Annotated in this window: 16 protein-coding genes and 1 pseudogene; 8 read left to right on the top strand and 9 right to left on the bottom strand. The window is 63.1% G+C overall.

What is annotated here, in order from left to right; genetic code table 11:
- Window positions 1-112 precede the first annotated feature (112 nt).
- Window positions 113-535, top strand: a complete 423-nt coding sequence (gene mscL, locus ACZ89F_RS27535; RefSeq protein WP_056588266.1) for a large conductance mechanosensitive channel protein MscL — start codon at window positions 113-115, stop codon at window positions 533-535.
- Between the two features lie 110 nt (window positions 536-645).
- Window positions 646-1,812, top strand: coding sequence for a pyridoxal phosphate-dependent aminotransferase (locus ACZ89F_RS27530; RefSeq protein ID WP_476097409.1), 1,167 nt, complete (start codon window positions 646-648; stop codon window positions 1,810-1,812).
- A gap of 27 nt (window positions 1,813-1,839) precedes the next feature.
- Here the strand turns inward: ACZ89F_RS27530 and hemA are convergent, their stop codons facing one another.
- On the bottom strand, window positions 1,840-3,117 hold the full coding sequence (hemA, locus tag ACZ89F_RS27525; RefSeq protein ID WP_476095164.1) for a 5-aminolevulinate synthase: 1,278 nt from the start codon (window positions 3,115-3,117) through the stop codon (window positions 1,840-1,842).
- A gap of 266 nt (window positions 3,118-3,383) precedes the next feature.
- Between hemA and galE the strand changes: the two genes are divergently transcribed.
- From galE to ACZ89F_RS27510, 3 genes are all read left to right on the top strand, one after another.
- Window positions 3,384-4,379: a UDP-glucose 4-epimerase GalE gene (gene galE / locus ACZ89F_RS27520; protein WP_476095163.1), complete on the top strand. Its 996-nt coding sequence runs from the start codon at window positions 3,384-3,386 to the stop codon at window positions 4,377-4,379.
- A 105-nt stretch (window positions 4,380-4,484) separates the two neighbouring features.
- Complete coding sequence (locus ACZ89F_RS27515; protein WP_476095162.1) at window positions 4,485-5,735, top strand: D-amino acid dehydrogenase; 1,251 nt, start codon at window positions 4,485-4,487, stop codon at window positions 5,733-5,735.
- Between the two features lies 1 nt (window position 5,736).
- Window positions 5,737-7,563, top strand: a complete 1,827-nt coding sequence (locus tag ACZ89F_RS27510) for an alanine racemase (protein WP_476095161.1) — start codon at window positions 5,737-5,739, stop codon at window positions 7,561-7,563.
- Window positions 7,564-7,650: 87 nt separating this feature from the next.
- Here the strand turns inward: ACZ89F_RS27510 and ACZ89F_RS27505 are convergent, their stop codons facing one another.
- From ACZ89F_RS27505 to ACZ89F_RS27475, 7 genes and pseudogenes are all read right to left on the bottom strand, one after another.
- A complete protein-coding gene (locus ACZ89F_RS27505) occupies window positions 7,651-9,027 on the bottom strand; it encodes an FGGY-family carbohydrate kinase (protein ID WP_476095160.1) in 1,377 nt (458 codons plus the stop codon).
- Entirely contained in the window at window positions 9,024-9,341 is a 318-nt protein-coding gene (rhaM, locus tag ACZ89F_RS27500) for an L-rhamnose mutarotase (RefSeq protein WP_476095159.1), read from the bottom strand. The genes ACZ89F_RS27505 and rhaM overlap by 4 nt, the downstream gene beginning before the upstream one ends.
- A pseudogene (locus ACZ89F_RS27495) lies at window positions 9,341-10,337 on the bottom strand (ABC transporter permease). The gene rhaM and the pseudogene ACZ89F_RS27495 overlap by 1 nt, the downstream one beginning before the upstream one ends.
- Complete coding sequence (locus ACZ89F_RS27490) at window positions 10,334-11,314, bottom strand: ABC transporter permease (protein ID WP_476095158.1); 981 nt, start codon at window positions 11,312-11,314, stop codon at window positions 10,334-10,336. The pseudogene ACZ89F_RS27495 and the gene ACZ89F_RS27490 overlap by 4 nt, the downstream one beginning before the upstream one ends.
- The gene (locus tag ACZ89F_RS27485) at window positions 11,311-12,852 is read right to left on the bottom strand and encodes a sugar ABC transporter ATP-binding protein (RefSeq protein WP_476095157.1); all 1,542 of its coding nucleotides are present in this window, start codon (window positions 12,850-12,852) and stop codon (window positions 11,311-11,313) included. Before ACZ89F_RS27485 ends, ACZ89F_RS27490 begins: the two co-directional genes overlap by 4 nt.
- Before the next feature lie 84 nt (window positions 12,853-12,936).
- A complete protein-coding gene (gene rhaS, locus ACZ89F_RS27480; protein WP_027055502.1) occupies window positions 12,937-13,932 on the bottom strand; it encodes a rhamnose ABC transporter substrate-binding protein in 996 nt (331 codons plus the stop codon).
- A gap of 55 nt (window positions 13,933-13,987) precedes the next feature.
- Window positions 13,988-14,797 carry a DeoR/GlpR family DNA-binding transcription regulator gene (locus ACZ89F_RS27475; RefSeq protein ID WP_256753955.1) on the bottom strand — a complete coding sequence of 270 codons (810 nt, stop codon included), beginning with the start codon at window positions 14,795-14,797 and terminating at the stop codon, window positions 13,988-13,990.
- A 186-nt stretch (window positions 14,798-14,983) separates the two neighbouring features.
- Between ACZ89F_RS27475 and ACZ89F_RS27470 the strand changes: the two genes are divergently transcribed.
- From ACZ89F_RS27470 to ggt, 3 genes are all read left to right on the top strand, one after another.
- Window positions 14,984-17,086 carry a bifunctional rhamnulose-1-phosphate aldolase/short-chain dehydrogenase gene (locus ACZ89F_RS27470; protein ID WP_476095156.1) on the top strand — a complete coding sequence of 701 codons (2,103 nt, stop codon included), beginning with the start codon at window positions 14,984-14,986 and terminating at the stop codon, window positions 17,084-17,086.
- Between the two features lie 101 nt (window positions 17,087-17,187).
- Complete coding sequence (gene rhaI, locus ACZ89F_RS27465) at window positions 17,188-18,480, top strand: L-rhamnose catabolism isomerase (protein ID WP_476095155.1); 1,293 nt, start codon at window positions 17,188-17,190, stop codon at window positions 18,478-18,480.
- Window positions 18,481-18,577: 97 nt separating this feature from the next.
- On the top strand, window positions 18,578-20,317 hold the full coding sequence (ggt, locus tag ACZ89F_RS27460; protein ID WP_476095154.1) for a gamma-glutamyltransferase: 1,740 nt from the start codon (window positions 18,578-18,580) through the stop codon (window positions 20,315-20,317).
- Between the two features lie 80 nt (window positions 20,318-20,397).
- Here ggt and ACZ89F_RS27455 read toward each other — a convergent pair whose 3' ends face one another.
- The gene (locus ACZ89F_RS27455; protein ID WP_168991805.1) at window positions 20,398-20,745 is read right to left on the bottom strand and encodes a hypothetical protein; all 348 of its coding nucleotides are present in this window, start codon (window positions 20,743-20,745) and stop codon (window positions 20,398-20,400) included.
- Window positions 20,746-21,008: the final 263 nt, after the last annotated feature.

Raw genomic sequence — 21,008 nt, 5'->3', positions numbered from 1 at the left:
TGCTTTCTCCTTTTTGCCGATGTTGCAACCTCAGGTTTTTGTTATGTTGCCTCAGGTCGATGCCCGCAAGGACGGAAACAGCAGCTCGGCCGGTCATGACAAGGAGGGTCGAATGCTGAAAGAATTCCAGGAATTCATTTCCAAGGGCAATGTGATGGACCTGGCGGTCGGCGTCATCATCGGCGCGGCCTTCGGCAAGATCGTCGATTCCCTTGTCAACGACATCATCATGCCGATCGTCGGCGCGATTTTCGGCGGCTTGGACTTCAACAACTATTTCCTGGGGCTCTCCTCGGCCGTCAACGCCACCTCGCTGGCGGACGCCAAAAAGCAAGGCGCTGTTTTCGCGTATGGCAGCTTCATAACCGTCGCGTTGAACTTCCTTATTCTCGCCTTCATCATCTTCCTGATGGTCAAGGCGGTGAACAACATGCGCAAGCGGCTTGAACGCGAGAAGCCGGCTGCACCCGCCGCTCCGCCGCCCGCCGATGTCGCGCTGCTCACCGAAATTCGCGACCTGCTCGCCAAGAGATAATTCGGCAACGCCTTGCTGGACCAAAACCCCGGTCGTTCGCGGCCGGGGTTTTCTGTTTTCGCATCTGGTAAGGAGCGCTGATGAACGCCGAGATCGGAACGGACCCGCCCATGACCTTGATCGACAGCTTGCGTGCCGAAGCCCGCGCTGCGCCCGAAAGCGGCATTGTCGCCGTCGTCAATTACGGCCGGCTGCGCGAGGGCATGATCCCGCTCTGGGCCGGCGAGGGCGACCTGCCGACGCCTTCGTTCATCACCGATGCCGCGTCGAAGGCGCTGGCGGGCGGCGAGACGTTCTACACCTGGCAGAGGGGCATCCCCGACCTCAGGCAGGCGCTGTCCCGCTACTATGCCAGGCATTTCGGCAAGACCTTCCCCGAGGAGCAATTCATCGTCACCGGGTCAGGCATGCATGCCATCCAGCTGGCGCTCGACGCGCTCGCCGGCGCCGGCGACGAAGTTGTCTATCTGTCGCCGGCCTGGCCGAATTTCGATGCCGCAGCAGGGATATCGGGTGCCATTCCGGTGGCGGTCACGCTCGATCATTCCGGCAATGGCTGGTCCTGCGACGTCGAGAAGATCGCGGCGGCGATCACGCCGCGCACAAAAGCGCTGTTCATCAACACGCCGTCGAACCCGACCGGCTGGACCGCCGATCACGAGACCTTGCAGGCGATCCTCGATCTTGCGCGTGCGAAAAACCTCTGGATCATCGCCGACGAGATCTATTCGCTGTTCCACTACAGCCATGGCCGTGCGCCGTCCTTCCTCGACATCGCCACGGCGGAGGACCGCATCCTGTTCGTCAACAGTTTTTCCAAGAACTGGGCGATGACCGGCTGGCGCGTCGGCTGGATCAAGACCCACCCCGCCTTGCAGCAGGTGTTCGAGAACCTGATCCAGTATTCGAACTCCGGCGTCGCCCAGTTCATGCAGCGCGGCGCGGTTGCCGCCCTTGATGAGGGTGATGCCTTCATTGCCGAACAGGTGGAGCGGGCGCGCAAGGCGCGCGATCTGGTCTGCGGCATTCTCGGCGCCACAGGCCGCGCCCGGTTCATCGTGCCGCAAGGCGCGTTCTATCTGTTCTTCACCGTCGACGGCATCACCGATTCACGCGCTGCTGCCTTCGACATCGTCGACAAGGCCAATGTCGGCCTGGCTCCCGGCACGGCCTTCGGTCCCGGCGGCGAAGCCTTCCTCAGGCTGTGCTTCCACCGCCGCCTCGACCAGGTCGAGGAAGCGGCGCACCGTTTGGCAAAGTGGATGAAGACTGTTTGAGCAGGCGGCGGCTTCCGCCGCCTGACTTTATCCGCCCGACTTGGGCACCAGCAGGGGTATGATCCTGTCGCTCTTGGCCACGGAAGGCCGACCGGCGGAGCCGTAGGGAATGCCGAGCGCATCCCAGGTCTCGACCAGCGCATCCTGCAACTCGGCGATCAGTGCATCGGAGTGGAACGGCGTCGGCGTGATGCGCAGCCGCTCCGTGCCGCGCGGCACGGTCGGGTAGTTGATCGGCTGGATGTAGATGCCGTGCACGCCGAGCAGGCGGTCGCTGGCCATCTTGCAGGCCTCCGGATCGCCGACCAGCAGCGGTACGATATGGGTCGGCGAGTCCATCACCGGCAGGCCGGCGGCCGAAAGGATCTGCTTGGTTTTCGCGGCCTGCTGCTGTTGGGCGTCGCGCTCGGCCTGCGAGCGCTTGAGATGGCGGATCGACGTGGTCGACGCGGCGGCGATCGCCGGCGGCAGCGCCGTGGTGAAGATGAAACCCGGCGCATAGGAGCGCACGGCGTCGATCACGGCGCTTGTGCCGGTGATGTAGCCGCCGAGCGTGCCGAACGCCTTGGCCAGCGTGCCTTCGATGATGTCGATGCGGTCGGCCAGGCCCTCGCGCTCGGTGATGCCGCCACCGCGCGGCCCGTACATGCCAACGGCATGGACCTCGTCGATATAGGTCATGGCGTTGTGGCGTTCGGCGAGCTCGACGATCTGCCTGATCGGCGCAATGTCGCCATCCATCGAATAGACGCTTTCGAAGACGATCAGCTTGGCGCGTTCGCGGCCCGCCGCCTGCAGCAGGCTTTCCAGATGCGCGACGTCATTATGGCGGAAGATCTTCTTTTCCGCGCCCGAGCGCCGCACGCCTTCGATCATCGAGGCGTGGTTCAGCTCGTCCGAGATGATCAGGCAGTTCGGCAAAAGCCGCGCGATGGTCGAGATCGAGGCTTCGTTGGAGACAAAGCCGGAGGTGAAAACCAGTGCTGCTTCCTTGTCGTGCAGATCGGCAAGCTCCACTTCAAGCTCGACCAGCGGGTTGCTGGTGCCGGAAATGTTGCGGGTGCCGCCGGCGCCCGAACCCATCTTGCCGGCCGCATTCTGGAAAGCGGCGATGACGTCGGGATGCTGGCCCATGCCGAGATAGTCGTTGGAGCACCAGACGGTGATTTCCTCGGCACGGCCATTGGAACGCCATATGGCGCGCGGAAACTTGCCCGCGATGCGCTCCAGGTCGGCGAAAACGCGATAGCGACGCTCGGCATGGAGCTGGTCGATCGCTTCCTCGAAGAACCGCTGATAGTTCATGTCGACTTCCCAATTTTGCGCGGGATCATAATCATTGGCCTATTGGTCGTCCACCGGGCCTTTTTGGTCAAAATGCCACGCCCCAGACCTGTTCCTAACGACCACGGATCGTGGCCTATTCCCTTGATGTGGATCAATTTTGTTTCAGGACGATGCCACATGCCGACAATGCCGGTTACCACGAGTTCTAATGGCCATGCGGCAGGCTTTCCAGTAGAGCGGGGGTTGAGACAGTTTCCGATAAATCTTGAGATGCGAGGTCGCGGATGACAGTTTTGGTAACAGGCGGTGCCGGTTATATCGGCAGCCACATGGTCTGGGAGTTGCTGGATGCCGGCGAGAGCGTGGTCGTTCTAGACCGTCTTTCGACCGGCTTCGAATGGGCGGTGGCGCCGGAGGCAAAGCTGGTGGTCGGCGATGTCGCCGACAGGGAATTGGTCGGTTCGATCATCAGGGACAATCAGGTCGATGCGATCATTCACTTCGCCGGTTCGATCGTGGTCCCGGAATCGGTCGCCGACCCGCTCAGTTATTATGAGAACAACACCAGCAAGACGCGCACGCTGATCGAAACCGCGGTACGCGAAGGCGTGCCCAATTTTATCTTCTCCTCGACCGCGGCCGTCTATGGCGGCGCCGGACTGGAGCCGGTGCGTGAGGATGCCCGCCTGGCGCCGGAATCGCCCTATGGCCTGTCCAAGCTGATGAGTGAATGGATGCTGCGCGATGCGGCGATCGCACACGGCCTGCGCTATACCGCGCTGCGCTACTTCAACGTCGCCGGCGCCGACCCGAAGGGCCGCACCGGCCAGTCGACGCCGGGCGCCACCCACCTGATCAAGGTCGCTTGCGAGACCGCGCTCGGCAAGCGGCCGTTCATGCAGGTGTTCGGCACCGATTATCCGACGCCGGACGGCACCTGCATGCGCGACTACATCCATGTCAGCGACCTGGCGGCGGCGCATCGCCTGGCCTTGCAGCGGCTGCGCGCCGGAGGACAAAGCCTCGTCGCCAATTGCGGCTATAGTCACGGCTATTCGGTGCTCGAGGTCATCGACAGCGTGCGGCGCGCCTTCGGCCATGATTTCGAGGTGAAGATGGGCGATCGTCGCCCTGGCGATGCCGCGGCGGTGGTTGCCAATTCGGATCTCGCGCGCGCCGAACTCGGCTGGACCCCGCAACGCGACGATCTCGACCAGATCGTTGCCGATGCACTCGCCTGGGAGCGTATCCTGACCGGCAAGAACTCCGCGCGGGGCTGAGCCGGGTTCTCCCAAGGGCTCGCAAGGCGGGCAGTGAAGCGCTATTGAAGGCATTCGCGGCACGGCGTGGAGGCGCTGTGCCGCGAGGAGTCTTTGGGGGATGGCATGAAGATAACGGTGCTCGGGGCCGGTGTCGTCGGTACGGCAGCCGCCTATTATCTGGCGAGTGACGGCCACGAGGTCACCGTGATCGAGCGCCATGCGGCGCCGGCGCGCGGCACCAGCCAGTCGAACGCCGGCCTGGTCTCGCCAGGCGATGCCACCGCCTGGGCCTCGCCGGCAGCGCTGAAGACCTTCCTGCGCGCGCTCTACAACCATGATCTCGGCATCAAGGTGCGGCTGCGCTTCGATCCCTACTTCCTCGCCTGGAGCCTGCGCTTCCTGCGCCAATGCACGAAAGAGCGCCTGCGCGCCAACAGCCGGGTCAAGCTGCGCCTGGCGCTCTATTCGCGCGACTGCATCAACGCCATCTCGGCCGAGACTGGCATCGGCTATAATGAGCGCAAGAAGGGCATCCTTTATTTCTTCCGCTCGCAGCACAGCCTCGACACCGGCACCGACAATTATCGCTACCTGGCCGAGCACGGCCTGCCGATCGAGATCGTCGGCCGCGAGCGGCTGATCGAGCTTGAACCTGGTCTTGCCGGGGTGAAGGAAAAGATCGCCGGCGGGGTCTATTCGCCGATCGACCAGACCGGCGATTCCCGGCAGTTCGTGGAAAAACTCGCGGCCCACTCGGCCGAAAAGCTCGGCGTGAAATTTCTCTACGGCACCACGGTCGAGGGCCTCGACATCGAGGGCGACCAGGTACGCGCGGTGATGACTTCGGCCGGACCGGTCGCCGGCGATGCCGTGGTTATCTCGATGGGACCGGAGAGCGGCCTGCTCGGGCGCCGCTATGGCATCGACCTGCCTGTCTATCCGGTGAAGGGTTATACCGCGACCATTCCCCTTGAGGACGAAACCAAAGGTCCGACCATGGGCGGCGCCGACGAGGACCAGCTGATCGCCTATTCCAGGCTTGGCAACCGGCTGCGGCTCGCCTCGACCGCCGAATTCACCGGCTTCGACCGCAGCCACAAGCCAAGCGACTTCGCTGCCATGTTCAGGACCGGCAAGGATCTGTTCCCCGGTGCCTTCGACGAGAACAAGGCCGAGCTGTGGGCGGGCCTGCGGCCGATGATGCCGAACTCGGTGCCGGTCATCGGCCAGGCGCGCTATGAGAATCTCTATCTCGACACCGGCCACGGCCATGTCGGCTGGACCATGGCCTGCGGCTCCGGCAAATTCCTTGCCGACCTTGTCGCCGGCCGCAAGCCGGAGATCGACCCGCAGGGACTGGTCTACGGAGGCTAGGATGTCGGGACCGCAAGTCGCCATCGACCTTGGCCGCATCGAGCGCAATGCCCGCACGATCGTCGAGCGTTGCGCGCTGTCGGGCATAAAAGTGTTCGGCGTCACCAAGGGCACTTGCGGCATGCCGCAAGTGGCGCGTGCCATGCTGCGGGGCGGTGTCGCCGGCATCGCCGAATCGCGCTTCGAGAACATCCGCCGGCTGCGCGACAGCGGCATCAACGCGCCGATCATGCTGCTGCGCAGTCCGCCGATGGCGCGTGTCGAGGAGGTGGTGCGCACCGTCGACATCAGCCTGCAGTCGGAACTCGCCACCATCCGCGAGATTTCGCGCATCGCCGAGCGCATGGGCCGCGTCCACGACATTATGCTGATGATCGATCTCGGCGATCTCCGCGAAGGCATCTGGCCGAACGACCTTATTCCGACGGTCGAACAGATCCAGGAATTCAAGGGCGTGCGCATTGCCGGCATCGGCACCAATCTCGGCTGCTTCGGCGCTATCATGCCGACGCCGGAAAACCTTGGGCAGCTCGTCGCCCATGCCTACAAGACCGAGCGCCTGTCCGGCAAAAGCCTCGACTGGATTTCCGGCGGCGCCTCATCGTCGCTGCCGTTGCTGCTCCAGGGCAGGCTACCGGCCGGCATCAACAATCTAAGGGTCGGCGAGGCGATCTTGCAAGGCGGCGTCGAGACCTTCCGCGACACGCCGTGGACCGAGCTCGAACCCGATGCCTGCAGGCTGACCAGCGACATTATCGAGGTCAAGCTCAAGCCGTCACGGCCGATCGGCCAATCGGGCTACGACGCCTTCGGCAACCAGCCGGTCTTTCCCGACGAGGGCGACAGGCTGCGCGCCATCGCCAATATCGGCCGTGAGGACGTGCTGGTCGAGGGGCTGACGCCGATCGCCAAGGGGATACGGGTGCTCGGCGCCTCCAGCGACCATCTGCTGCTCGATGTCGCCGATGCCGATCCGCCGCCGGCCGTCGGCGACCGCGTCGCCTTCCGCATGAGCTATGGCGCCATGCTGCTGGCGATGACTTCGGAATATGTCGAGAAGGCCCCGATGCATGACGTCGAGGACTTTTCCGGCCGCAAGATGGTGTCGATCTCCGCCGAGCCGGGAGCCGCCGGCATCCTGGCCCGGGAAGGCACCGGCGCGCGGCTGGAGGCGATGAATTTCGACGTCGTGGAACTCGCCGATGTCGAGCGGCCGCCGTCGGGGCTGATCCGGCTGACTGCCGGCGCCGACCGTCGCATCGCCCACAAGGCGCTGACCGCGACGGCGCGCGCGACGCATTCCTTCGGCCTGATCTGGATCGATTCCATAGCCGCCCTGATGCCCGAGGACGAGGACGGCATCGACCTGCCGGAAGGCTCGGTCCTGGCGCGCACCCTCGGCCTCGACCACAAGGCGGGTGCGCTGCAGCCGCAGCTGTCGCCCGAGAATGTCGTCATTGTCGGCTTGCGCCATGCCGATCCGGCCGAGGCGCGGGTGCTGAAGGATTCGCGCGTGTCAGCCTTCACTATGACCGATATCGACGCCATGGGCATGCGCGACCTGATGCATGAGGCGATCCGCATCGCCACATCAGGCACGCAAGGTTTCCATGTCAGTTACTCGCCTACCGCAACCGAATTCGCGGGCTGGGCTGCGGGCTCCGGAGGGCTGACCGTGCGCGAAACACATCAGGCGATGGAGGCGATCGCGCTCTCCGGCGGGCTGCTGTCGATGGATGTTTCGGGCCTGACCGCGAATCTGGAGCCCCGGATCGGCACCGACGCGGTCAACTTCGTCATGTCGGTTTTCGGCAAGAGGATCTTGTAGTTGAGCATGATCCTGAAAAGTGGGGTTCCGGTTTTCTCGGACAAACGGAAACCGTTTGTCCAGAGATCATGCCCAAACAGACAGACCCTATCCCTGCACTTCGACTGCCGCGCCCCAGGCCCTGACGTAGTCCGCCCAGACAGAATCTGTCGGCGGCTCCATTCTCTGGCCTTTGCCCTGCGCCATCAGTTGATCGGTTGCCAGCAGTGCGGCGCCGATGCTGGTGCCGGTGGCGGCTTCGGACGCAACAACGGCACGTGCCGTGCTGGCTGCCAGCATGCCGACAAAGAGCCGGTTGCGGGCAAAGGGGCCTTCGACAGTGGTCGGGCCGTCGGCGCCGATCAGGTCGAGGCAGGTCGCCGTCATCAACGCCAGATAGAATGAGATGGCGGCAAAGCGCTGGCCATTGTCCATGCCGTCGGCGTTGAGCCATGTCGCAGCCTGATGCGGGAACGGCCCCGACCCTTGCTGGATCGACGGCAGCAGCAGCACCTTTCGCGCCAGCACGGCGCCGACATCAGCTTCGGTCCACTGCTCCGATAGGTTCTTCGTCAGCACGGAAAACTCGCGGCCGCCCATGAAGCGCGCCGAGGGCACGGGATTGCCGAGTGCGTTGACATTGACCAGCGTGTCGCGCGCGGCATCCAGCGCGATCTCTTTGCCGCCGACCGCCATCGACACCACCCAGGTGCCGGTCGAGACGACGGAGAAAGGCGGTTTGTCGGACAGCAGATGCGGCAGCAGCGAGGCGTTGGAATCGTGCAGGCCGCACAACACCGGCGTTTGCGCATCGAGTCCGGTTCGCACCGCAACAGTGGGCAGGATCGTGCCGAGGCGATCCCTGGCTGGCCGCACCGGTGCCATCAGCCCGCGCCATTCCAGGCTGTCGACCAATGTTGAAAAATCCGCCGTCCACGGGTTCCACAGATCGGTGTGGCAGCCGAGCGAGGTCACCTCGTTGGCGGCGATGCCGGTCAGGCGCAACGCCCAGTATTGCGGGTACATCAGCATCGCGGCAGCCTTGGCGAATTCCGCCGGGAAGCTTTTCTGCTGCCAGAAGAATTGCGCACCGAGATTGAGGCCGAGCGGCAGGCGCGGCGTCCCGGTCTCCGCGAAAGGCGGGCGGATCGCGTCATAGTCCGCGGCCAGCCTGTCGGGGCCATCGAATTCATAGTCGAGCACCGGCAGCACCAGTTCGCCCGCGGCATCGACCAGCACGCCCGTCGCGCCATGGGTGGTGATCGATATGGCGTCGATGCGCTGTTCGCGGTTGAGGCTGGCAAGGCTGTCGAGGATGAACGTCCACAACGCCTCGACATCGTGATGCGGATAGGGCGCTTGCCGCACTGGCTCATTGGCCGTCCGGCGCAGCGCCACCTCGCTCAACGTCGCCAGGTCGACCAGCGCCACCTTGGCGTTGGTCTTGCCGATGTCGATGACGGCGATGTGGTGGAGTGCGCTCATTCCATATGGAACACGGTTTCCAGCGGCACGGCCACCGGCTCATTGTCCGGCATGGTCTCCATGATGTCGGCCATGTGTGCCCACCAGCGCTGCATCACCGGATGCTTCGGCAATTCGTCCATGCCGTGATCGTCTCGCCGCCACAGCACGCCGAACAGGATATTGGTCTCCTCGTCGAGATGGATGGAGTAATCGGAGACGCCGGCCTGCTTCAGCAGTGAGACCAGCGACGGCCAGATCTCGTCGTGACGCTGCTTGTACTCGGCCTTCATGCCGGGCTTCAGCTTCATCTTGAACGCGTATTTTTCAGGCATCAGCGCCCTCCGCGCAGCCGCCGCCAGACGATCGGCAAGGCGATGACGATGATCAGCAGCAGGCCGATGAAGATCGACATGACGATGCCGGGCACGTTGAGCAGGCCAAGCCCGAAGGTCACCAGCCCCATGATGAAGGCGGCGAGCACGACGCCAACAATGCTGCCTGCGCCGCCGAGAATGCTGACGCCGCCGAGCACCACCATGGTGATGACTTCGAGCTCGTAGCCTTGCGCGATCGAGGGGCGCGTCGAACCGAGGCGCGAGGTGATCAGCACCGAGGCGATGCCCGACATCAGCCCGGTCAGGCAGAACAGGATGAACTTGGTGCGGCCGACACGCACGCCGGAAAAATTGTGCCGCGACCGGGTTGTTGCCGATGGCAAAGACACGACGGCCGAAACTCGTGCGGTGCAGAAGGAACCAGTAAACGACGGCAGCGATCAGGAAGAGCACCAGTTCGAACGACACCGCCCACCAGACATAACCTTGGCCGAAAAACGCAAAGCTTGAGGGATAGCCCTTGTAGGCCTGGTCGCCGAGGATGATGAAGGCGATGCCGCGAAACAGGCTCATCGTGCCGATGGTGACAACGATGGAGGGCAGGCCGAGCCTTGTCACCAGCAGCCCGTTGAAGGCGCCGCAGCCGAGCCCGACCACGATGCCGATCAGCACCAGCACTGGTGTGCCGGCGCCAGCCTGCACCGCCATGCCCATCATCGTCGAGGCGAGCGCGATGATGGCGGCGACCGACAGGTCGATCTCGCCCGAAATGATCAGCAGCGCCATGGCAACGGCGATGAGGCCCTTCTCGGTGAAATTGAAGGTGAGATCGGACAGCGAGTACGGGTCGAGGAAATAGGGCGAGGCGAAGCTGTTGATGGCGAAGATGGCGACGGCCACCACGACCAGCAGCGCTTCCCAGGAAAAGATCGCCGAACGGAACGGCTTGTCGAGCCGGTCGGGAATGTGGCGCAGGGCAGGGATGTCGGTCATATCACCGCCTCCACTTTTCTCAGGATGATGCGGCCCTGCTGGCGTTCGCCGCGCGCATTGAGCACGACGGCCAGAATGATGGCGCTCCCCGAAATCGCCATCTGCCAGAAGGGCGAGATGTTGATGACCGGCAGTGCGTTGGAGATGATGCCGAGGAACAGCGCCCCTAACACCGCGCCGCCGACCGAGCCGATGCCGCCGGCGATCGAGATGCCGCCGATGACGCAGGCGGCGATGATGTTGAGTTCATAGCCGTTGGCGACCTCGACCGAGGCGATCACGTAGCGCGAGATCCAGAGATAGCCCGAGAGGCCGCCGATCATGCCGGAGATACAGAAGACGATGAATTTCGTCCGGCCGACATCGATGCCGGCATAGACCGAAGCCGTCGGGTTGACGCCGATGGCATAGATCGAGCGGCCGAGCGCGGTGCGTGTCATCAAGATGAAGAACAGCGCAATGACCAGGATGGCGATCCACGACAGCACCGGAATGCCGAGGAAGGCGGCGCGCTGGAAGCCGATGAAGTCAGGGCTCATCTTGTCAGCGTTGACCCAGGCGCCGCCGGACAGGACGAAGGTGGCGCCGCGATAGATGGTCAGCGTGCCCAACGTCACCACGATCGAGGGGATGTTCAGTCGCCAGACCAGCAGGCCGTTGATGGCGCCGAGCACCAGGCCGACCAGCAGTGCAATGACGATCAGAAGCGGGATCGGGATTGCCGGATGCGCGGCGTTCAGCATCGCCACCACCATGCCTGTGAAGCAGAGGTTGGAGGCCATCGACAGATCGATCGACCGAGTCAGGATGACAACCATCTGGCCCAGCGCCAGGATCATCAGGATCGAGGTGTCGTTGAACACCTGGCGCAGATTGCCGGGATCGGCAAAGGCGGGAAAGCGCGTCGAGATCAGTCCGATCAGCACGACGATGGCCGCGAACAGCCAGATTTCACGGTATTTGAGGAAAGCCTTCATGCCGCGATCCCCGCTGCCGTCCTGACCAGCGTCTCGGCGTCCAGCCCCTTGTTGTCGTAGACCGCCGCGACGAGACCCTCGCGCATGACGACGACGCGGTCGGACATGCCGAGGATTTCAGGAAGTTCCGACGACACCATGATCACCGACAGGCCTTGCGCAACCAACTCGGCCATGAAGCCGTGCACGGCGGCCTTGGAGCCGATGTCGATGCCCTTGGTGGGCTCGTCCAGGATGATCACCTTGGGCGCGGTCGCCAGCCATTTGGCTATGACGATCTTCTGCTGGTTGCCGCCAGACAGCGTACCGACATCCTGGCTGAGCGAGGAGGCGCGCAGGTCGAGCCGCTCGGTGTAGGAGCGGGCCAGATCGAACTCTTCCGCCAACCGCAGCAGGCCGGATTTCGAGGTGCGCTTGAGTGAAGGCAGCGAAACGTTCTGGAAGATCGGCAGGCCGATCACCACGCCCTGCTTGCCGCGCTCCTCCGGCACGTAGACGATGCCGGCATCGATCGAATCCGCTGCCGATTTAGGCGCGATCGTCTTGCCTTCCAGCGTGATCGTGCCGGCTGAGGTGCGGGTGATGCCCGATATCGCCTGCATCACCTCGCTGCGCCCGGCGCCGACAAGGCCGTAAAAGCCGAGAATTTCGCCCTTGTGCAGTTCAAAGCCGATATCGTTGAATTCGGTCGGGTGCGACAGGCCGGAGACGGAGAGCACCGGCGCGCCGATCTCGGCCTCGCGCTGCGGGAAGATGTGATCGACCGCGCGGCCGACCATCAGGCGCACGATCTGGCTCTGGCCGGCATCCTTGATCAGGCCTTCACCGACCATCTCGCCATCGCGGAACACCGTGTAGCGGTCGGCGATGCGGTAGATCTCGTCGAACTTGTGGCTGATGAACAGGATCGCCTTGCCTTCGCTCTTGAGGAACTCGACGAGCAGGAAAAGTTCCTCGATCTCCTTCATCGAAAGGGCGGCGGTCGGCTCGTCCATGATGACGATCTGGGCATCGATCGACATGGCACGCGCGACCGCGACCAGATGCTTGTTGGCGATGCCGAGGTCCTTCAGCCGGGCGTCGGCGTCGATATGACCGGCATGCATGGTGTCGAGCACTTCGCGCGCATTTTTGCGCATCGTGCGCCAGTCGATGGTACCGAAGCGCGTGCGCGGCGCGTGGCCGAGAAAGATGTTCTCGGCCACCGTCAAATCGTCGAACAGCACGGTTTCCTGATGGATGGCGGTGACGCCATAGCCGAAGGCGGCGTGCGCGCTGGGCAGGGTGACCGCTTGGCCGTCGATGCTGATTGTGCCCGCATCAGGCTGGTAGATGCCGGTCATGATCTTGACCAGCGTCGACTTGCCTGCGCCATTTTCGCCGATCAACGCGGTCACTTGGCCGGGGTAGAGCGACAGGCTGACATTGTGCAGCGCACGTACGCCCGGAAAGCTCTTGGAGATGCCGGACAGCGTCAGGCGTGGAGCCGAGGCAAGAGGCCGCTCCTTCACCGTGCCGGGTTGGGCTGTCGTGTCCATAGTCGTATCAAGCCCTGAAACAAGGTCCGTTTAAAGTCGCGGCGGAACGTGAGCCCCGCCGCGTCAACTCTAGAAGGCTCCAGATCAATAGATCTTGGAGAACTTTTCGATGTTCGACTTGTCGAACTGGAAGGGCGGAGCCATCGCGGCCGAGTTGGTGTCGTCGAGCGTGACCTTGCCGACACGGCCGATCGACAGCGTGGCGCCGGGCTTGGCCTCTTCCTTCTTCACCGCCAGATCATGGGCGAGGTAGACGGCGGAGTAGCCGAGGTCGATCGGGTTCCAAAGAGCCACGGCCTGTGAAGCACCGTTGTCGATGAACTTCTTGAATTCGGACGGCAGCGCGAGACCGGTGACATTGACCTTGCCGATCAGGTTTTCGTCGGTGACGACCTGGGCGGCGGCGACGACACCGACGGTGGTCGGCGCGATGATCGCCTTGAGGTTCGGATAGGACTTCAGCAGGCCCTTGGCTTCGTCGGTGCTCTTGGCCGAATCGTCATCGCCATAGACGGTAGCGACGAGTTTGATCTTGGGGAACTTCTCCGGCAGGATCTTCTTGGCAGCATCGATCCAGGCATTCTGGTTGGTGGCGGTCGAGGAGGCCGACAGGATGGCGACGTCGCCGCCTTCCGGCAGGTAGTCGGCGGCGAGCTTGATGATGGTCTCGCCGATCAGGCCGGTGTCGGACGGGTTGAGGTGAAGCTGGCGGCCTTCCTTGGCGACGCCCGAATCCCAGGAGATGACCGTGATGCCGCGCTCCATCGCCTTCTTCAGCACCGGCACCAGCGCGTCGGCGTCATTGGCCGAAATGGCAATGGCGTTGACCTTCTGCGCGATCAGCGAATTGACCACTTCGATCTGCGCTTCGGCGGTCGCCTTGGTCGGGCCGGTGTAGATGATGTCGACATCGCCGAGTTCCTTGGCCGCCTCTTCGGCGCCCTTGTTGGCGGCATCGAAGAAGCCGTTGCCGAGCGATTTCACCACCAGGGCGATCTTGACGTTTTCGGCATAGGCCGCATTCACGAACATGGCGGCTGAAAAGGCCGCCGTCACCATCAATTTCTTCAAGAAGCTCATCGAATATCCTCCCTTGAGCGTTGCATTCCATCGCCGCTGCTGGCGTGAGGGTGTCTCAGGCCTGCAGTGAAGATTCTTCCTTGTTGGTTGCCGACTTGCGGGCGACGATCAGCGTCACGCCAGCGGTCTCTAACATCTTGGCTTCGCGATCCTCGATGCCGTCATCGGTGATGACGGTAGCGATGCGCGACAAGCCGCACAGGATCAGGCTGGAGCGTTTGCGGAATTTCGAGGAATCGACCAGCACCACCAGTTCGTCGGCCTGGTCGATCAGTTTCTGCTCCGCCTGGATCAGCAGCGGATCGCCTTCCATCAGGCCGAGCGGCCCGAGCCCCTGGGCGCCCATGAACATGCGGCGCGCATAGAAATTGCGCGTCACGTCATTGTCGAAGGGCGACAGGATGATGTTCTGCTCGCGATAGATGGTGCCGCCTGACAGCATCACCGTGTTCTTGGAGTGCTTGAGCAGGTGCTCGGCGATCGGAAACGAGTTGGTGAAGATCGGCATGCGGCGGCCGGTCAGGAAATGCACCATCTGGAAGGTGGTGGTGCCGCCATTGATGATGATCGGCTCGCCATCCTTGCACAGCTCGACCGCTTCGCGGGCAATCGCCCGCTTCTGCGAGGCGTTGATCGTTTCGTTGACGGAAAAGGGCCGGCCGGCCAGTCCGATGAACTGCGGCGGCGAGATTGCCTCGGCGCCGCCGCGCACACGGCGCAGGCGCTTCTGGACATGGAGAGCCGCGATGTCGCGCCGGATCGTCGCCTCGGAAGACTCCGTCAGGTCGACCATTTCCTGCACCGTCACCACAGGCTTTTCCTGGACGGCGGACAGAATGATCCTATGGCGCTCTTTTTCGTGCATGGTTCCTCCCTGCCTGTGCATCTAGGCACCCAAAACGCGCAGTGTCAATCATTTCCGATCATATAATTTCATTGTGCAGTGCAATATGATCGATCTTGATCGTTTGTGATTGACAAGCCAGCTGCTTCCGTGGAAATTCGGGCCAAATGGGCCGCACCTTTTGCGTGCCTTTCGGGAGGATACCCTATGCTCGACAAGCGCACCGGCGCGCGCCTCGCCAATCTGTGGGATGATGCGAAAGCCAAGGGGATGAGCGATCCCGAGCTTCTGGTCTATCGCTCGAACACACTCGGCTCCGACAAGCGCGTCACCAACTATGGCGGCGGCAACACCTCATCGAAGATCTGGCAGAAAGACCCGCTGACCGGCGAGAACGTCGAAGTGCTCTGGGTCAAGGGGTCCGGCGGCGACAGTGCTTCGATCAAGCTCGACGGCTTCGCCACGCTCTACATGGACAAATTGCGTGCGCTCAAAGGCCTTTACCGCGGCGTTGAGCACGAAGACGAGATGGTGGGGTATCTGCCCCACTGCACGTTCAATCTGAACCCCCGTGCGGCCTCGATCGACACGCCGCTGCATGCCTTCGTGCCGAGGCCTTTTGTCGATCACATGCATCCCGACGCCATCATCGCTATTGCCGCCGCCAAGGATTCGAAGGCGCTGACCAAGGAGATCTTCGGCGAGGCCATCGGCTGGCTGCCGTGGAAGCGGCCGGGCTTCGAACTCGGCCTCTGGCTGGAGAAATTCTGCCTCGAACATCCCGCCGCCAAGGGCGTCATCCTGGAAAGCCACGGCCTGTTCACCTGGGGCGACACCCCCAGGGAATGCTACGAGACGACGATCTCGGTGATCAACCAGGCGATCGAATGGTTCGAGCGCCGCTCCGAGGGCCTCGCCATCTTCGGCGGTGAAGTGGTCAAGTCGCTAGACGCCGCTGAACGCCGTACCATCGCGGCAAAACTGATGCCCAGAATCCGCGGCCTGATCTCGGAAAAGAGCCACAAAACAGGCCATTTCGACGATTCGCCCGCCGTACTCGAATTCGTCAACTCCAGGGATTTGCGGCCGTTGGCGGCGTTAGGCACGTCGTGCCCTGACCATTTCCTGCGCACCAAAATCCGCCCGCTGGTGATCGAGTTCGATCCGGCAAAACCCGATGTCGATGCCGTCATCGCGCGCCTCGCCGACGATATCGCCGCCTATCGTGTTGGCTATCAAGCCTATTACGACAGCTGCAAGCACGCGGACTCGCCCGCCATCCGCGACCCCAATGCCGTCGTCTACCTGATGCCCGGCGTCGGCATGTTCACCTTCGCCGGCGACAAGGCGACGGCGCGCATTTCAGGCGAGTTCTATGTCAACGCCATCAACGTCATGCGCGGTGCCTCGACGGTCTCGTCCTATGTCGGCCTGCCTGCACAGGAAGCCTTCGACATCGAATACTGGCTGCTCGAAGATCTGAAGCTGCAGCGCATGCCGAAGCCGAAGGCGCTCGCCGGCCAGATCGCGCTGGTCACCGGCGGCGCCGGCGGCATCGGCCGCGCGACGGCCAACCGGCTGCTGCGCGAAGGCGCCTGCGTCGTGCTGGCCGACATCGACGAGGCAGCGCTGGCCAGTGCCAATGACGAACTGGCCAAGGCCTATGGCAAGGATTTCGTGCGGCCGGTGCTGATCAACGTCACCTCGGAGGACCAGGTCATTTCGGGCTTCGCCGAGACGGCGGTCGAGTTCGGGGGCATCGACATTCTGGTGTCGAACGCTGGCCTCGCCTCCTCGGCGCCGATCGAGGAGACGACGCTGGCGCTGTGGAACAAGAACATGGATATCCTGTCGACCGGCTATTTCCTGGTCTCGCGGGAAGCGTTCCGGCTGTTCCGTGTGCAGAAGATCGGCGGCAACATCGTCTTCGTCGCTTCGAAGAACGGCCTTGCCGCCTCGCCCAATGCCGCCGCCTATTGCACCGCCAAGGCCGCCGAGATCCATCTCGCCCGCTGCCTGGCGCTGGAGGGCGCGGAAGCCCAGATCAGGGTCAATGTCGTCAACCCGGACGCCGTGCTGCGCGGCTCGAAGATCTGGACCGGCGAGTGGAAGGAACAGCGCGCCGCCGCCTACAAGATGTCGACCGACGACCTGGAGGAGCACTACCGCTCGCGTTCGATGCTGAAGCGCTCGGTGTTTCCGGAAGACATCGCAGAGGCGATCTATTTCTTCGCTTCCGACATGTCGGCCAAGTCGACTGGCAACATCATCAATGTCGACGCCGGCAACGCGCAGAGCTTTACGCGCTAGCGGACGCCAGAGCGCTTCCCTTCTCCCCGTTCTACGGGGAGAAGGCGCTGGCAGGCGGATGAGGGGCGGCGCCGGCTGAACGCATTTTGGGAGGAACAGCAGTGTCCGAATCCATCATCTCCGCCGACCTCGTCGACAAGGACAACGCCGCGCGCAAGGCCAACCTTGAGCGCGACTACACCTCGCTCGGCGAGCGCCTCGATCGTCGCGGCATTACCATCGACGCGATCCGCGACAAGGTCGAGAAATTCGCCGTGGCGATCCCGTCCTGGGGCGTCGGCACCGGCGGCACGCGCTTTGCCCGCTTTCCCGGTGCCGGCGAGCCGCGCGACATCTTCGACAAGATCGAGGACTGCGCCGTCATCCAACAATTGACGCAGGCGACGCCGACCGTCTCCCTGCACATTCCGTGGGACAAGGCCGACCCGAACCGGCTGAAGCAGGCAGCCTCGCGCTTCGGCCTCGGCTTCGACGCCATGAACTCCAACACCTTTTCCGACGCCAGGGACCAGAAACTCTCCTACAAATTTGGCTCGCTGTCGCATGCCGATGCCGGCACGCGCCGGCAAGCGGTCGAACACAATCTCGAATGCATCGAGATCGGCAAGACGCTGGGCTCCAAGGCGCTGACGGTGTGGATCGGCGACGGTTCGAACTTTCCCGGTCAGGTCAATTTCGCCAAGGCGTTCGAGCGCTATCTTGACGCCATGAAAGAGGTCTACGCCGGACTGCCGGACGGCTGGAAGCTGTTCAGCGAGCACAAGATGTACGAGCCGGCCTTCTATTCCACCGTCGTGCAGGACTGGGGCACCAACTACATGATCGCGCGGGAGTTGGGTGACAAGGCGTTCTGCCTGGTCGACCTCGGCCACCATGCCCCCAACGTTAACATCGAGATGATCGTCTCGCGGCTGATCCAGTTCAAGAAACTCGGCGGTTTCCACTTCAACGATTCAAAATATGGCGACGACGACCTCGATGCCGGTTCGATCGATCCCTACCGGCTGTTCCTCGTCTTCAACGAACTGGTCGATGCCGAGCTTTCCGGCGCCGAGGGTTTCGATCCCGCCCATATGCTCGACCAGAGCCACAACGTCACCGATCCGATCGAGAGCCTGATGCTGTCGGCGGTCGAGGTGCAGCGCGCCTATGCGCAGGCGCTGCTGGTCGACCGCAAGGCGCTGGAAGGTTTTCAGGACAGCAACGACGCGCTGATGGCGACGCAGACGCTGAAAGCCGCCTACCGCACCGATGTCGAGCCGATCCTGGCCATGGCGCGGCTCAAGACCGGCGGCGCCATCGACCCCGTTGCCGCCTATCGGGCGGCGGGCTACCGCGCCAAGGTCGCGGCCAAACGCCCGGCCGTCGCCGGCGGTTCGGGCGGCATCGTCTGACACGCCTGACATCTGAATTGATCCGCATGGTCCACCATGATGGTGGACTCGTTCGCAGCGACGGGCTCTTCTAGGCGTCCCCGCCAGGAGAACCGCCATGCCACTCAACCGTCGGACACTGATCGCCGCCAGTCTTTCCATCGCCTTCGTCCTGGCGCCGTTGACGGGCGTCTTCGCCGCATCGCCAGCGCCGGCCAAGGGCGAACACGGCATGGTGGTGACGGCCCAGCATCTGGCGTCCGAAGTTGGCATCGAGGTGTTGAAGAAGGGCGGCAATGCCGTCGATGCGGCGGTTGCCGTCGGCTATGCGCTCGCCGTCGTCTATCCCAATGCCGGCAATATCGGCGGCGGCGGCTTCATGACCATCCGCTTCAAGGACGGCAAGTCGACCTTCCTCGATTTCCGCGAACGGGCGCCGCTGGCGGCGACCAAAACCATGTACCTCGACAAGGACGGCAATCCGGTGAAAGGCGCCAGCCTTGACGGCTATCTCGCGGTCGGTGTGCCCGGTTCCGTAGCCGGCTTCGAGATGGCGCGCGAAAAATACGGCAAACTGTCCCGACAGGATCTGATGGCGCCGGCGATCGCCTATGCCAAGGACGGTTTCATCCTCAATCAGGGCGACGCCGCCTCTTTTGCCGGCAGCGCCGACAGGCTGGCGAAGGATGCCGCGGCTGCCGCCATCTTCCTCAAACCCGATGGCAAGCCCTATGGCATCGGCGAGCGCCTGATCCAGCCCGACCTCGCGGCGTCGCTGGCCGCCATTTCCGAAAAGGGCCCCGATGCCTTCTACAAGGGCGCCATCGCCGATGCCATCGTCAAGGCGAGCGGCGCCAAGGGCGGCATTCTGGCCAAGCCGGATTTCGAGCAATATGCGGTGCGCGAACTGAAGCCCGTGACCTGCTCCTATCGCGGCTACGAGATCACCTCCTCGCCGCCACCGAGCTCCGGCGGCGTCATCATCTGCGAAATCCTCAACGTGCTGGAAGGCTATCCCTTATCCTATCTCGGCGCAGGTTCCGCCGAGACGGTCCACGTCATGGTCGAGGCGATGCGCTACGCCTATGTCGACCGCAATTCCGCGCTCGGCGATCCCGATTTCGTCGACAACCCGGTCTCGAAGCTGCTGGATAAGGCCTACGCCAAGGACATTCGCGACAAGATCGACCCGTTCCGGGCCGGCGTGTCGCAGGATTTGATGCCGAAGGGATTTGGCGAGAGCAAGGAAACGACGCACTATTCAATCATCGACAATGACGGCAATGCGGTCGCGGTCACCTACACGCTGAACGGATCCTTCGGCGCCGGCGTCGTCGCCGACGGAACCGGCATCCTGCTCAACAACGAGATGGACGATTTCACCCAGAAGCCCGGCGTGCCCAACCTCTATGGCCTGGTCCAGGGCGAGGCCAATGCCATCCAGCCGAAGAAAACGCCGCTGTCGTCGATGAGCCCGACCGTGGTGGCCAAGGACGGCAAGCCATTCATGGTCATCGGCAGCCCGGGCGGCTCGCGCATCATCACCATCACGCTGGAAGCCATCGTCAACGTCATCGACCACGGCATGAACATTCAGGAGGCGATCGATGCGCCGCGCATCCATCACCAGTGGCTGCCCGACACGGTTTATATCGAGCCGTTCGGGTTGTCGCCGGATACCGAAAAGCTGCTGGCCGGCATGGGCTATCACCTCGATCTCGGTGACCAGACCTGGGGCCAGGCGGCCGGCATCCTGGTCGGCGGCAAGAGCCTGGCGGAAATCGAGAAAGGCGGCGGCGCGCGCTACAACGGCGCCATCGACAGCCGTGCCGCCTCCGGCGAGGCGCTCGGATATTAGGCGAGATCCCGAAGGATCGAGCGATCTCTTGAATTGAGCACCGGCTTAGAAGGCCGGTGCTGGACCTTCTGTCTTCTGGTTCACAAGACCAGGGTGATGGTGGACGCAACCAGCATCAAAGCAGCGATTCCGACGAACAGCGCGTAGATCCGCGGCCGGTCGAGCAGCAGCGCGTTTCCGGATATCCAGGCAGAGGTGGCACCGCCAAGCGCGAAGAGGAAGCCGTTGCGGTGCCCGAAGACCATCGATGCGGCCATCAGCCCACCAATGATCAGCGCGCCGAACACGATGATCACGGCAACGGCGTATTTCTCGAAATCGTTGCCGCTTCCCATGCTCGGACCTATTGCGTTCAACGTCGGCAGGTCGTCCGGATCGAAGGGGTTCGTCGACCCGTATTCGTCTTGACCGGCAGGCTCTCGCATCATTCGTTCTCCGTATAGCGGCAACAAATCATCAAGCCTTGCCGAGTGCAACCCGATCGCGCTGCCTTGATGCGTTCGACCGGTCTTTGACGTCTTCAGGCGTCGGCTTTGCCGCTGGCTTTTGATTCGTGCCCTGGCCGTCTTTTGGTCTCAGGCAATCCAGGACACGGCCGCCCGAAGGCGACCGTGGCCCCCTCTATCATGGAATGCATTCGTGGAGGAAAAATGATGAGAGGCGTGGATTGGGCTTCGCGAGCAGCGATTTC

It is taken from the genome of Mesorhizobium sp. USDA 3734 (assembly GCF_056279665.1).
The sequence above is the reverse complement of the archived record's forward strand: the minus strand, read 5'-3'. Positions and strand labels throughout refer to the sequence as shown.

Bases quoted from the DNA above. Each gene is read 5' to 3' on its own strand.
- mscL (WP_056588266.1), top strand. From the start codon at position 113: ATGCTGAAAGAATTCCAGGAATTCATTTCCAAGGGCAATGTGATGGAC.
- ACZ89F_RS27530 (WP_476097409.1), top strand. From the start codon at position 646: ATGACCTTGATCGACAGCTTGCGTGCCGAAGCCCGCGCTGCGCCCGAA.
- hemA (WP_476095164.1), bottom strand. From the start codon at position 3,117: ATGAACTATCAGCGGTTCTTCGAGGAAGCGATCGACCAGCTCCATGCC.
- galE (WP_476095163.1), top strand. From the start codon at position 3,384: ATGACAGTTTTGGTAACAGGCGGTGCCGGTTATATCGGCAGCCACATG.
- ACZ89F_RS27515 (WP_476095162.1), top strand. From the start codon at position 4,485: ATGAAGATAACGGTGCTCGGGGCCGGTGTCGTCGGTACGGCAGCCGCC.
- ACZ89F_RS27510 (WP_476095161.1), top strand. From the start codon at position 5,737: ATGTCGGGACCGCAAGTCGCCATCGACCTTGGCCGCATCGAGCGCAAT.
- ACZ89F_RS27505 (WP_476095160.1), bottom strand. From the start codon at position 9,027: ATGAGCGCACTCCACCACATCGCCGTCATCGACATCGGCAAGACCAAC.
- rhaM (WP_476095159.1), bottom strand. From the start codon at position 9,341: ATGCCTGAAAAATACGCGTTCAAGATGAAGCTGAAGCCCGGCATGAAG.
- ACZ89F_RS27490 (WP_476095158.1), bottom strand. From the start codon at position 11,314: ATGAAGGCTTTCCTCAAATACCGTGAAATCTGGCTGTTCGCGGCCATC.
- ACZ89F_RS27485 (WP_476095157.1), bottom strand. From the start codon at position 12,852: ATGGACACGACAGCCCAACCCGGCACGGTGAAGGAGCGGCCTCTTGCC.
- rhaS (WP_027055502.1), bottom strand. From the start codon at position 13,932: ATGAGCTTCTTGAAGAAATTGATGGTGACGGCGGCCTTTTCAGCCGCC.
- ACZ89F_RS27475 (WP_256753955.1), bottom strand. From the start codon at position 14,797: ATGCACGAAAAAGAGCGCCATAGGATCATTCTGTCCGCCGTCCAGGAA.
- ACZ89F_RS27470 (WP_476095156.1), top strand. From the start codon at position 14,984: ATGCTCGACAAGCGCACCGGCGCGCGCCTCGCCAATCTGTGGGATGAT.
- ggt (WP_476095154.1), top strand. From the start codon at position 18,578: ATGCCACTCAACCGTCGGACACTGATCGCCGCCAGTCTTTCCATCGCC.
- ACZ89F_RS27455 (WP_168991805.1), bottom strand. From the start codon at position 20,745: ATGATGCGAGAGCCTGCCGGTCAAGACGAATACGGGTCGACGAACCCC.